This window comes from Lentzea sp. NBC_00516, from assembly GCF_036346835.1.
Lineage (GTDB): Bacteria > Actinomycetota > Actinomycetes > Mycobacteriales > Pseudonocardiaceae > Lentzea > Lentzea sokolovensis.
In genome coordinates this window covers 6,506,684-6,519,139 of record NZ_CP107840.1, presented here as the reverse complement: position 1 = coordinate 6,519,139, position 12,456 = coordinate 6,506,684, and the positions used below count along the sequence as shown (strand labels likewise).

13 protein-coding genes are annotated in these 12,456 nt (G+C 67.5%); 7 read left to right on the top strand and 6 right to left on the bottom strand.

Features of this window, described 5'->3' with window-relative positions:
• Position 1: 1 nt before the first annotated feature.
• The gene (locus OG205_RS29450; protein ID WP_330271252.1) at positions 2–1,210 is read right to left on the bottom strand and encodes an RNA-guided endonuclease InsQ/TnpB family protein; all 1,209 of its coding nucleotides are present in this window, start codon (positions 1,208–1,210) and stop codon (positions 2–4) included.
• A 95-nt stretch (positions 1,211–1,305) separates the two neighbouring features.
• On the opposite strand from OG205_RS29450, the gene OG205_RS29445 reads away from it, so the two are divergent.
• Entirely contained in the window at positions 1,306–2,418 is a 1,113-nt protein-coding gene (locus tag OG205_RS29445; protein WP_330278253.1) for an ABC transporter permease, read from the top strand.
• Positions 2,419–2,477: 59 nt separating this feature from the next.
• Here OG205_RS29445 and serC read toward each other — a convergent pair whose 3' ends face one another.
• The 5 genes from serC to OG205_RS29420 form a co-directional block, all read right to left on the bottom strand.
• Positions 2,478–3,605 (bottom strand): phosphoserine transaminase, encoded by a 1,128-nt coding sequence (serC, locus tag OG205_RS29440; protein WP_330271251.1) that lies wholly within the window; start codon positions 3,603–3,605, stop codon positions 2,478–2,480.
• Positions 3,606–3,717: 112 nt separating this feature from the next.
• Complete coding sequence (locus OG205_RS29435) at positions 3,718–4,320, bottom strand: response regulator transcription factor (protein WP_330271250.1); 603 nt, start codon at positions 4,318–4,320, stop codon at positions 3,718–3,720.
• On the bottom strand, positions 4,317–5,372 hold the full coding sequence (locus OG205_RS29430; RefSeq protein WP_330271249.1) for a sensor histidine kinase: 1,056 nt from the start codon (positions 5,370–5,372) through the stop codon (positions 4,317–4,319). Before OG205_RS29430 ends, OG205_RS29435 begins: the two co-directional genes overlap by 4 nt.
• A complete protein-coding gene (locus OG205_RS29425; RefSeq protein ID WP_330271248.1) occupies positions 5,351–6,151 on the bottom strand; it encodes an ABC transporter permease in 801 nt (266 codons plus the stop codon). Before OG205_RS29425 ends, OG205_RS29430 begins: the two co-directional genes overlap by 22 nt.
• Entirely contained in the window at positions 6,148–6,972 is an 825-nt protein-coding gene (locus OG205_RS29420; RefSeq protein WP_330271247.1) for an ABC transporter ATP-binding protein, read from the bottom strand. The genes OG205_RS29425 and OG205_RS29420 overlap by 4 nt, the downstream gene beginning before the upstream one ends.
• Before the next feature lie 144 nt (positions 6,973–7,116).
• Here OG205_RS29420 and OG205_RS29415 point away from each other — a divergent pair, with 144 nt between their 5' ends.
• The 6 genes from OG205_RS29415 (at position 7,117) to pdxH (ending at position 12,152) form a co-directional block, all read left to right on the top strand.
• Positions 7,117–7,716: an urease subunit gamma gene (locus tag OG205_RS29415; protein WP_330271246.1), complete on the top strand. Its 600-nt coding sequence runs from the start codon at positions 7,117–7,119 to the stop codon at positions 7,714–7,716.
• On the top strand, positions 7,713–9,395 hold the full coding sequence (locus OG205_RS29410; protein ID WP_330271245.1) for an urease subunit alpha: 1,683 nt from the start codon (positions 7,713–7,715) through the stop codon (positions 9,393–9,395). The genes OG205_RS29415 and OG205_RS29410 overlap by 4 nt, the downstream gene beginning before the upstream one ends.
• Positions 9,392–10,003 carry an urease accessory protein UreF gene (locus tag OG205_RS29405; protein ID WP_330278252.1) on the top strand — a complete coding sequence of 204 codons (612 nt, stop codon included), beginning with the start codon at positions 9,392–9,394 and terminating at the stop codon, positions 10,001–10,003. Before OG205_RS29410 ends, OG205_RS29405 begins: the two co-directional genes overlap by 4 nt.
• On the top strand, positions 9,966–10,628 hold the full coding sequence (ureG, locus tag OG205_RS29400) for an urease accessory protein UreG (protein ID WP_330271244.1): 663 nt from the start codon (positions 9,966–9,968) through the stop codon (positions 10,626–10,628). Before OG205_RS29405 ends, ureG begins: the two co-directional genes overlap by 38 nt.
• A gap of 151 nt (positions 10,629–10,779) precedes the next feature.
• Positions 10,780–11,340: an urease accessory protein UreD gene (locus tag OG205_RS29395; protein WP_330271243.1), complete on the top strand. Its 561-nt coding sequence runs from the start codon at positions 10,780–10,782 to the stop codon at positions 11,338–11,340.
• A 155-nt stretch (positions 11,341–11,495) separates the two neighbouring features.
• Entirely contained in the window at positions 11,496–12,152 is a 657-nt protein-coding gene (gene pdxH / locus OG205_RS29390) for a pyridoxamine 5'-phosphate oxidase (RefSeq protein ID WP_330271242.1), read from the top strand.
• Positions 12,153–12,456 lie beyond the last annotated feature (304 nt).

The window sequence follows — 12,456 nt, the reverse complement described above, 5'->3', positions numbered from 1 at the left end:
CTCACGAACCGAGACTTCGGGCGCACGCTTCCTGTTTCATCACCGATCGCGGAAGGGGTGACCCTTGCCGTCTGACATCAGCTCCGCAGGCATCGCCCGAGGTGTCTCGGGCTACGACTCGACCAGCCGCAAGGATGTTCTTCGCCGCGTTGAAGTCCCGGTCGTGCCGGGTGCGGCAGCTCGGACACGTCCAGTGCCGGGCGGAAAGCTTCAACTCGGCGAGCAGGTGCCCGCAGTTCGAGCAGGTCTTGCTGGAGGGGTACCAGCGGTCAATCACGACCAGCGAACGACCAGTTCGTTCGCACTTGTACTCCAGCTGCCGCCGGAACTCGCCCCAACCGGCATCGGAGATGGCACGGGAGAGCCGGCGGTTGCGGACCATGCCCGTGACGTTGAGATCTTCGATCGCGATCAGGTCCGCCGACTGCACCAGCGCGGTGCTGGTGCGATGCAGGAAGTCCTGCCGCGCGTTGCGGACCTTGCGATGAGCACGAGCGACCTTGGCCTTGGCTTTGTGCCGGTTGTTGCTGCCGCGTTGACACCGAGCAAGTCTGCGCTGGTAGCGGGCAAGACTTCTGGCTTTGCGGGTCAGGTTTCGCGGGTTGGCGATCTGGACGCCGTTACTGGTCGTCAGGAAAGGCGCCAGTCCGAGGTCGAGCCCGATCGCGCGGTTCGCGGGTTGAGGGACAGCAGGCTCGGGAACGTCCACCGCGAAGCTCACGTACCAGCGGCCATCAGGCTCGCGGGACACCATCACCATCGTTGGGTTCAGTTCGGTGACGTCGACGAGGTCGAAGGACCACATGAACCGCAGCGGCGCGCTCGTCTTGGCCAGGATGAGCGAACCGTCGCGCATCCGGAACGCCGATCGGGTGTAGTGCGCGCTTTGGCGGCCCGTCCGCGATTTGAACCTCGGGTGGCGAGTACGTCCGGAGAAGAAGTTCTGGAACGCCGTCTGTTGATGCCGCAACGTTTGCTGCAACGGCACACAAGACACCTCCGACAGGAACGTGAGTTCTTCACTCCGTCTCCATGTGGTCAGCGTGGCGCTTGTCTCTCTGTACGACGTGGAAGCGTTTTTGTTGCGGTAGCGGCGAGTCCGTTCACCCAACGTCTTGTTCCACACCAGACGCACACACCCGAGGGTGCGCGACAGCACCGCAGCTTGTTCAGGGGTCGGGTAGGCCCGGCATTTGTACGCCGTTCGCACGAAGAACAATCTACTGGGAACGACATGACTGGTTGGACGCGGGCTTTCGTTGGGAGGGCGTCGTGATCGACCTCCTTCGCCTCGGGTTCTTCGGCATGCGGACCCGCCCGATCCGCGCCGTCCTCTCCGCACTGGGCATCGCGATCGGCATCGCCGCGGTCGTGGCGGTGGTCGGCATCCCGGCCTCCAGCGCCGCCGCGTTGAACGAGAAGATGTCCAAGCTGGGCACCAACCTCCTGACCGCCGCGCCCGGCCAGGACTTCTTCGGCCAGGACGCGAAGCTGCCGGAGACCGCGGTGCCGATGGCCAAGCGGATCGGCGCGGTGTCGGCGGCCAGCGCCACCGGCAAGCTCTCCGCCAGCATCCGCAAGAACGACCTCGTGCCGACGAGCGACACGCTCGGGTTGCAGGTGCAGGCGGCGGAGAAGGACCTGCTGAAGGTGCTGGGCACCGAGGTCCGCGCCGGCCGGTGGCTGTCGCCGGGTGAGAAGTCGGTGGTGCTCGGGGGCACCGCGGCCTCGCGCCTGGGCATCGACAAGCCCGGTGTGCAGCTGTGGATCGACGGCCAGTGGTTCACCGTGGTCGGCATCCTCGGGCCGCTGCCGCTCTCGCCGGAGATCGACAGGTCCGCGCTGATCGGCTGGGACGCGGCCAAGGAGGCGTTCGGGTTCGAGGGCAACGCGAACACGGTCTACGTGCGCACGTCCCCGGACCAGGTCGACAACGTCCGCAACCTGCTCGGCCCGACGCTGAACCCGCAGAAGTCCAACGAGGTCAAGGTTTCCCGGCCGTCCGAGGCGCTCGAAGCGCAGCAGCTGGCCGAGAGTTCCTACAACGCGCTGTTCCTGGGCTTGGGCGGAGTCGCGTTGTTGGTGGGTGGCGTCGGCGTGGCGAACACGATGGTGATCTCGGTGCTGGAACGGCGCAGGGAGATCGGTCTGCGGCGGGCGCTCGGGGCGACCCGGCGGCAGATCCGGTGGCAGTTCCTCACCGAGTCGGTGTTGTTGTCCGGTCTAGGCGGACTGGTCGGTGTGATCGTGGGAATCGCGGTCACGGCCGGATATTCGATCAGTCAGCAATGGCCGGCGGCACTGCCGTGGCCGGCCCTGCTCGGGGGAGTGGGCTCGGCGATCCTCATCGGCGCCATCGCCGGCGTCTATCCCGCGGTGCGGGCGGCACGTCAGTCGCCCACGGAAGCACTCGCCTGAAAAGCCCTGGGGTGCACCGAGAACTCATCGGTGCACCCCAGGCCGCTACCTCAAGAACTTCAGAGCTGGCCGACGACCCAGTCGATCGCCTGCGTCAGGATCGTGACGTCGTTCGGCTCGATGGCCGGGAACATCGCGACGCGCAGCTGGTTCTTGCCGAGCTTGCGGTACGGCTCGACGTCCACGATGCCGTTGGCGCGCAACACCTTCGCGACCACAGCAGCGTCCACGTCGTCGGAGAAGTTGATCGTGCCGACGACCTGCGAGCGGTCAGTGACCTTCTCGACGTACGGCGTGGTGTACGCGGTCTTCTCGGCCCAGTTGTACAGGCGGTCCGAGGAGTCCTTGGTGCGCGCGACGGACCAGTCGAGGCCGCCGTTGCCGTTGATCCAGTCGATCTGGTGCGCCAGCAGGAAGAGCGTGGCGACCGACGGCGTGTTGTACGTCTGGTCCTTGGTGGAGTTGTCGAGCGCGGTCGGCAGCGACAGGAACTCTGGCACCCAGCGGTCCTTGAGCTCGTCGACGCGGGCCAGCGCGGCGGGCGACATCAGCGCGAGCCACAGGCCGCCGTCCGAGGCGAACGACTTCTGCGGCGCGAAGTAGTAGACGTCGAAGTCCTCGGCCTTGACCGGCAGACCACCGGCAGCGGACGTCGCGTCGATCGCGATCAGCGCGTCGCCGGAACCCTCGATGCGGGTGACGGGCATCGCGACACCGGTCGAGGTCTCGTTCTGCGCCCAGCCGACCAGGTCGGCGCCCTCGGCGTAGAAGAGCTCCGGAGTGGTGCCCGGCTCGGCCTTGGTGACCAGGGAGTCCTTCAGGAACGGCGCGGTCTGCGTGACCTTCGCGAACTTGGAGGAGAACTCACCGTTGGTGAAGTGCTGCGCGGTCTCGCGGACCAGCCCGAACGACGCCGCGTCCCAGAACGCCGTGGTGCCACCGTTGCCGAGCACGACCTCGTAGCCGTCCGGCAGCTGGAACAGGTCGCGCAGTCCGGAGCGGACGCGGCCGACGAGGTTCTTGACGGGCTTCTGCCGGTGGGACGTGCCGAGCAGCGCCGCACCCTCGGAAGCGAGTGCCGCGACGGCCTCGGGACGCACCTTGGACGGTCCACAGCCGAAGCGGCCGTCAGACGGCTTGAGCTCGGCGGGAAGCACCAACGAGGTCGGATCGGCGGTCTGGGTCATGTGGTCACGCCTCCGGGGCGATTGACGAGCTTCAGGGACCTGACCGGCGCCGTTGCCGGAGCTCACAGTGTTGCAGGCCGGTGGCCGGGAGGTGACAGCCGGGTGTCCTGGGTCACTGCAGCATGCCGCGATCCATCGCCGTCGTCACCGCCGCGGTGCGGTCCGACACCCCGAGCTTGTTGAACACCCGCAACAGGTGAGTCTTCACGGTCGCCTCGGAGATGAACAACGTCCTTCCGATCTCGGCGTTGGACATCCCCTTGGCCACCAACTTGAGCACCTCGGCCTCGCGTGCCGATAGAGGCGGGGTGCGCACCTGCCCGACGACCTTCGCGACCATCGACGGTGCCAGCACGGTCTCCCCGCGCGCCGCCGCGCGGATCGCCGCGATGAGGTCCTCGGTCGTCGAGTCCTTGAGCAGGTACCCGGACGCGCCGGCCTCGACCGCGCGAAGAATGTCCGAATCCGTCTCGTACGTCGTGAGGACCAGGACGCGCGGACCGGTTCCGGCGATCTTCGCGGTAGCGGCCACACCGTCCATTTCGGGCATTCGCAGGTCCATCAGCACGACGTCCGGCTTCAGCAGGGCGGCCTGAGCGATCGCCTCCTGGCCGGAACCCGCGTCGCCGACGACCTCCAGATCGTCCGCGACGAGCATGCCCTTCAAGCCCTGACGCACCACGGGATGGTCGTCCACCAGCAGAATCCTGATCACAGCGGCACCTCCACCAGCACTGACGCTCCCTCGTCCGAGGACAGCGAGAGCGTCCCACCCACCTGCTCCAGCCGTGCGCGCATGCCCCGCAGGCCGAAGCCCTCCGGCGCGTCGCCGAACCCGCGGCCGTCGTCGCGCACCTCCAGCGAGACACCGTCCTCGTCGAACCTCATCACGACGTCGACCCGCGACGCCCCGGAGTGCCTGGCCACGTTGGTCAGCGCCTCCTGAACGGTCCGCAGCAGCACCACCTCGGCCGAGGTCTGCAGGCCCACCGGATCGCCGATGACGCGGAAGGAGGACTCGAGCTCCGCGCCGTTCACCAGCCGCCGCAACGCGTCCTCCAGCGAGGAACCGTCCAAAGGCGACGGTGAGTTGGACGCCACCAGGGCCCGTGCCTCGCGCAGGTTCTCCCGAGCGGTCTGCAACGCCAGCTCGACGTTCGGCTGTGCGCCCTGCAACAGGGTGATGATCGACGTGAAGCCCTGCGCGAGCGTGTCGTGGATCTCGCCGGCCCAGCGGGCCCGTTCGGCCTCGATGGTGAGCGCCTCGATCCGGTTGAGCAGCTCGGCGCGTTGCCTGCTCTGCTCGGACATGCGGCTGATCGCCCAGCCGAACGCCTGGGAGAAGGCGATGATCAGCAGGGCGGCCGGCCAGGGCAGCGCCGGCACGGCACCGGCGGCCCAGGTCAGGATCTGCGGCGTGAACACGAACAGCGCCATCGGCCAGAACGCCCACGCGACCGGCAGCACCATGTAGATCTGCGGGACCAGGCCGAACAGGGCGAAGGTCGCGTTGCCGCTGAACCAGACAGCCGGGGCGAACGTGGCGAGCGAACCGGCCGCGTAGATCAAGCCGTGCCAGTCGTCGTCGCCGCGGCTGACCAGCTTCTTGCCGTAGAGCAGGAACCACACGCCGTTCAGGCTCAACAACCCCGCCGCCGTCAGGCGGTCGGCGAGGGTGTTGTCGTCGATCAGGATCAGCACGAGAGCGGTGGCCTGGGTGATCGCGAAGAGCACGTACCAGGTGATCAGCGACTGGTGTTGCTCCACTTGAAAGTCCTGCTGACGAGAACCAGGCCCACGATCGTCCACGCCCCGAGCACCAGCGCGATCTTGCCGAGCTCCCATGATCCCGCCGCCTCCATCACCGCGTAGTCGTCGTTCAGTGCGAACACCGAGCGGAAACCCTGACACACCCACTTGAGCGGGAAGAGCGAACCCACCGTGCGCAGCGACTCGGGCAGCGCCATCTGCATGATGAACACGCCGCTGAGGAACTGCAGCACGATGTACGGCAGGTTCAGCACGCCGGCCGCGTTGCGGGTGGACTTCGCGATCGAGCTCAGCGCGACGCCGATCAGGGAGCACGAGATCACGCCGAGCGTGAAGACCCAGCCGAAGGTCAGCCACTTCTGGGCGGTCGAGGGAAGTTCCACGTCGAACCGCAGCACGGCGACGATCATCAGCAGCACGGCCTCGAACAGGCTCGACACGAAGACCAGGACGATCTTGCCGATGAAGTAGGACGTGAACGGCATCGGTGTGCCGCGCAGGCGCTTGAGCGTGCCGTCCTCGCGGTCGGCCACGACGCTCATGCCCAGTCCGACGAACGACGTCGAGATGATGCCGGCGCCGATCATGCTGGCCGCGAACATCTGCGCGGCGGCGGGCTCCCGGACGTAGACGGTGCCGAGCAGCAGCATCAGGATCGCAGGCAGCGACACCGTGAAGATGAGATTCTCCTTCTGCCGGAAGAACTCCCGCAGCTCGGTCGCACCCCTCGAGAGACCGAGCGACAGGGTTCCGGGCAGAGCCACCGCGGTGGTCATTTGATCAACTCCAGGTAGACGTCTTCCAGGGACGGGCGGGTGACGGTGAGTTCGGCGAGCTCGCCGTCGCGGGACAGCTCGGCGATCGCCTTGGTGGGCTCGGAGGTCTTGATCTCCGTGTAGCCGCGGTCGGACATCCAGCGCACGGTCGCGTCGGCGTGCGCACGGCCACCGAGCGTCTGCGGCGTGCCCTCGGCGACGATCTTCCCGCCGGCGAGCACGGCGACGCGGTCGGCGAGCGCCTCTGCCTCGTCCAGGTAGTGCGTGGTCAGCAGGATCGTGGTGCCCTCGGACGCCAGCAGCTTGATCAGGCTCCAGAACCGGCGGCGCGCCTCGGGGTCGAAGCCGGTGGTCGGCTCGTCCAGGAACACGAGCTCCGGGCGGCCGATGATGCCGAGCGCCACGTCGAGCCGGCGCCGCTGACCACCGGACAACGTGCCGCCGCGGGACTTGGCCTTCTCGGTGAGCCCGACGAGGTCGATGACCTCGTCCGGGTCACGCGGGTCGCCGTAGTACTTGGCGTAGTGCTGGACGGCCTCACGGACCGTCAAAGTCGCGGCGTCCGTCGCGCTCTGCAGGACGATGCCGAGCTTCGAACGCCACTCCCGGCTGCCCTTGGCCGGGTCGACGCCCAGCACGCTGACCTCACCGGCGTCGCGGTCGCGGTGCCCCTCCATGATCTCGACGCTGGTGGTCTTGCCGGCGCCGTTCGGGCCGAGGACCGCGAACACCTCGCCTCGTGCGACGTCGAGGTCCACCCCTGCCACCGCCTGGTGGCCCTTGTAGGCCTTCTTCAGGCCCCTCACTCGGATCGCGTTCATGGGGTGAATCCTGCGTTTTCGAGGTGCTCCGGCGGGACGACCGCACCGCTGACCCCGGCTGTCAACCGGTCGGTGGACACGCGGTCGTGTTTCGGCCGTGTTTCCACTCCGCGATAGCGCGCTTTCGCGTGTTAGAACAGCCGGGTGCATCTGACGCCGCATGAACGGGACAAGCTCCTCGTGCACGTCGCCGCTGACGTGGCGCGGCGGAGGCTCGAACGCGGGGTGCTGCTCAACTACCCCGAGGCCGTCGCGTTGATCACCGACCACGTGCTGGAGGGCGCGCGGGACGGCCGCACGGTCAGCGAGCTCATGGAGAGCGGCCGGACCGTGCTCGCGCCGGAGCAGGTCATGCGGGGCATACCGGAGATGATCGACTCGGTGCAGGCGGAGGCGACCTTCCCGGACGGCACCAAGCTCGTCACCGTCCACCACCCGATCGCGCCTTCCGCAGGTCCGGCGCCGGGTGAGGTGATCGTCGGCTCCGAGCCCGTCGAGCTCAATCCCGGACGGCCGCGCGTGACGATGGTCGTCGTGAACGTCGCCGACCGGCCCGTCCAGGTCGGGTCGCACTTCCACTTCGCCTCGGTCAACACGGGGCTGTCGTTCGACCGCGAGGCCGCGTTCGGCTACCGCCTGGACATCCCGGCGGGCACGGCCGTGCGGTTCGAGCCGGGGGTCGAGCGCGAGGTCACGCTGGTTCCGCTGGCAGGCTTGAGGATCGTCAGGGGGCTGCAGCGATGATCGACCGCGAGCGTTATGCCGAACTGCTCGGGCCGACGGTCGGCGACCGGATCCGGCTCGCCGACACCGACCTGTTCATCGAGGTCACCGAGGACCGTTCGCGCGGCGCCGGCTCCGGCGACGAGGTGATCTTCGGTGGCGGCAAGGTGATCCGCGAGTCGATGGGACAGGGCGTCGCGACCCGTGCCGAGGGTGCTCCCGACCTGGTCATCACCGGTGCGGTGATCCTCGACCACTGGGGTGTCGTCAAGGCAGACGTCGGCGTGCGGGACGGCCGGATCGTCGCGATCGGCAAGGCCGGCAACCCGGACACGATGGACGGCGTCCACCCGTTGCTGGTCATCGGGCCGTCGACGGAGATCCTGTCCGGCAACGGGAAGATCCTGACGGCGGGCGGCATCGACTGCCACGTCCACTTCATCTGCCCGCAGATCGTGGACGAGGCGCTGGCGTCCGGGCTGACGACGTTGATCGGCGGCGGCACCGGTCCCGCGGAGGGGACGAAGGCCACCACGGTCACGCCCGGAGCCTGGTACCTCGACCGGATGTTGACGTCGATGGACCACATGCCGGTCAACGTTCTGTTGCTGGGCAAGGGGAACACGGTCTCGGTCGAAGGTCTGCGCGAACAGCTCGTCGGCGGTGCCGGTGGGTTCAAGCTGCACGAGGACTGGGGTACGACACCCGCCGCGATCGACGCCTGCCTTCGGGTGGCGGACGAGTCCGGTGTGCAGGTGGCGATCCACACGGACACGTTGAACGAGGCCGGGTTCCTGGAGTCCACTGTGGACGCCATCGGTGGCCGGTCGATCAACGCCTACCACTCCGAGGGGGCCGGTGGCGGGCACGCGCCGGACATCATCCGCGTGGTGTCCCTGCCGAACGTGCTGCCGTCGTCCACCAATCCGACGCGGCCGCACACCGTCAACACGCTCGAAGAACACCTCGACATGCTGATGGTGTGCCACCACCTCAACCCGTCCGTGCCGGAGGACCTGGCGTTCGCGGAGTCGCGCATCAGGCCGACCACGATCGCGGCCGAGGACGTGCTGCACGACCTGGGCGCGATCTCGATGATCTCGTCGGACTCGCAGGCGATGGGCCGCGTCGGCGAGGTGATCATCCGGACCTGGCAGACCGCGCACGTGATGTCGTCGCGTCGTTCTCTGGACTCGAACCTGCGGGCGCAGCGGTACGTCGCCAAGTACACGATCAACCCCGCTGTGGCGCACGGGATCGCGTCCGAGGTCGGGTCGGTCGAGGTCGGCAAGCTGGCCGACCTGGTGCTGTGGGAGCCCAAGTTCTTCGGTGTGCGACCTTCGGTGGTGGTGAAGGGCGGGTTCATCGCGTGGGGCGCGATGGGTGACGCGAACGCCTCGATCCCGACGCCGCAGCCGGTGTGGGCGCGGCCGATGTTCGGAGCCACGGCCGGAGCGGCTTCCTCGGTGTTCTTCGTCGCGCCGGAGGCGATCGATGCCGGGATCGGCGAGCGGTACGCGCGGCGGGTGCTGCCGGTGGAGTCGACTCGGTCGGTGACCAAGGCCGACATGGTGCTGAACGACGCGATGCCGGACGTCCAGGTCGATCCGGACAGCTTCGCCGTGCACATCGACGGCGAGTTGGTGGAGCCCTCGCCGGTCGCGGAACTGCCGATGGCACAACGGTACTTCCTGTTCTGATGCTGACCGCGCTGATCCTCGCCGACTCCCGGTTCCCCGGTGGCGGCCACGTGCACTCCGGTGGGCTGGAGGAGGCTGCGGCGCGCGGGTTGGTCGTCGACGAGCCTTCGTTGCGGTCGTTCCTGCACGGGCGGTTGCTGGGTGCTGGGCTGTTGGCCGCTGGGTTCGCGGCTGCCGCGGCTCGCGGTGAGGACCTCGCGATGCTGGACGCGGAACTGGACGCCCGCACGCCTTCGCCCGCCCAGCGTGCTGCTTCGCGGGCGCAGGGGCGGGGGATGCTCCGGGCGGCTCGGCGGGCCTGGCCCTCTGCCCGGCTGGAGGCGTTGCCGCGCGATCCGCACCAGCCGTTGGTGATCGGGGTGTTGGTCGGTGAGGCTTACGAAGCGGCTCTGACCTGCGCCTATCTTGCCGTCAGCGGACCGGCTTCCGCGGCTGTCCGGCTGCTCGGGCTGGATCCGTTCGGGGTCAACGCGATCGTGGCTTCGCTTGCTGTGGAAGACGTTGCTTCGCGGGCCTGCAAGGAACTGCCCGCGCTGGGTTCGCCTGCCTTGGATCTTTTGGCCGAGGCACATGATCGACGTGAAGGGGTGCGTCTCTTTGGGAGCTAACCACGGGCCCGACCCGCATGATCACCACCACGGAGCCGCGCCGCGCATTGGCATCGGCGGGCCGGTGGGGAGCGGTAAGACGGCGCTGACAGCGGCTTTGTGTCGCGCATTGGGTTCTCAGTTGGAGCTCGCGGTCGTCACCAATGACATCTACACGACCGAGGACGCGGATTTTCTGCGGCGGGCCGGGGTGCTGGATCCGTCACGCATCGAGGCGGTGCAGACGGGGTGTTGTCCGCATACCGCTATCCGCGACGACATCACCGCGAACCTCGATGCGGTGGAGCGGTTGGAGCACCGGCATTCGTCGTTGGATTTGGTGATCATTGAGAGTGGTGGCGACAACCTGACCGCGGTGTTTTCGCGCGGACTGGTCGATGCGCAGATTTTTGTCGTGGACGTGGCCGGCGGGGACAAGGTGCCGCGCAAGGGTGGTCCTGGGGTGACGACTGCCGATCTGCTGGTCATCAACAAGATCGATTTGGCGCCGTACGTGGGCGCGGACATGGACGTGATGATCTCCGACGCGCACCGGATGCGCGGGGAGTTGCCGGTCATCGCGCAGTCGCTGGTCGAGACGCCCGATGCGCCCGAGGTCGCGAAGTGGGTGCTGGCCCAGCTGTGAAGGCGGTTCTGTGAAGGCAACTGCGCGGCTGGTGGTCACGTTGGACTCGCACGGCAACAGCGTCGTGCGAGTTCTGAGGTCGATGACACCGTTGACATTGGTGCCGCACCGGCGGGTGGGACCAGTTGCCTTGGTGCACCTGGTTTCTTCGGTGACGGCGCCTCTGGGCGGCGATTCGTTGTCCCTGACCGTCGAAGTCGGTCCTGGAGCCTCACTCGAGCTTCGAGGTGTTGCGGCGACCCTGTTGTTGCCCGGCTCGTCCGGCGCGGCTTCTTCGTCGGTCGTGCGGTTCTTGGTCGAGGGAACCGTGTCCTACCTGCCGGAACCGACCGTCGTGACGAGCCGTGCGCGTCACACCGCGATGGTGGAGGCCGAATTGGACGGTCACGCACAGTTGCGAACTCGTGAGGTTCTGGTGCTCGGCCGGGCCGGCGAGAAGCCGGGCACGTTGTCCTCGACGATGCGCGCAACCCGTTGTGGCACGCCGTTGTTGCACCAGCAGCTGGCAGTGGGTGATCCGTCGGTTGACACTTCGTCCGCCGGGCTGGCGGGCAAGAGGGTCGTCGGTACCGAGCTGGTCCTGGACTCCGCGGTGCGCGGTTCGGACGGCGGGGAGTGGTGGAGCGTCGTTCCGTTGGCAGCAGGCGGAACCCTTGCCACCGCACTGGGTGATGACGTGGTCACCGTCACACGCGTGCTCGATGCCATCTGATTCGATCACGAACTCGATCCAGAACTGTTCTTTGCACGGACAGTCACCGTTCAGGTGGTGGTCATCACCGCGCAGGCGGTTTCGGGATCCGTTCGCCGTGCGTATGGTCGCGGGTCCAGGGACCACGAGTTCTGCCGCCGCTTGGAGGTTCGCCGATGACGGAGACCACGAACATCGCACTACCGGCGATGCGCGTGTCCTACGAGCAGGGCTCGCTCAGCGAGTCGGAGCTTGCCGCCACCTGGTTCGAGCAGCTGCAGCTGTGGCTGGACGACGCGACCAACGCCGGTCTTGCCGAGCCCAACGCGATGGTGCTCGCCACGACCGATGTGAAGGGTCGCCCTTCGTCGCGGACCGTGTTGGCGAAGGGGTTGGACGTACGTGGATTGGTGTTCTTCACCAACTACACGTCCAACAAGTCGCACGATCTGATGGCTACTCGCTACGCGTCGGCCACGTTCCCGTGGTTCGCGATGCAGCGGCAGGCTCACGTGCGTGGGGTTGTGGAGAAGGTCGGGCCCGTGGAGACCGCCGAGTACTGGAACTCGCGGCCCCGGGGGTCGCAGATCGGGGCCTGGGCTTCGCCTCAGTCCCGGGTTGTGACCGGGCGGTCCACTTTGGATTCTGCGTTGCACAAGATCGAGCGGCAGTTCGCCGATACCGAGAAGATTCCTGTGCCGCCGCATTGGGGTGGGTGGCGGATTCGGCCTGAAGAGGTTGAGTTCTGGCAGGGGCGGCGGGATCGGATGCATGACCGGTTGCGGTTCCGGGATGGTCGGGACGGGTGGTCGTTGGAGCGGGTTGCTCCGTAGGGCCTTTGCCTGAGTAGAGCTTTTGCGGATGGGGTGTCTCCTGTGGGCGGGAGGCGCCCCTTTTGCTGTTCGCTGATCTTGTCGGACCCTCTGAGTAGGTTGAGTTGTAGGGGTTCCCGGATCGGGGGGACGCCTGCGTCAGCGTGGTCACCTTGCGGGCGGCCAGGTTGCGTTGGGTGCTTTCCCTGGGGGCTCTGCCCCCAGACCCCCGGCAATCTGATCGGGGGGTGGCGCCGCCTGTGGGTTGATGGCACGCCTGTTGCTTTGGGCGGCTGCCTGTTGCTTAGAGGGTTGCGTTGGCGGT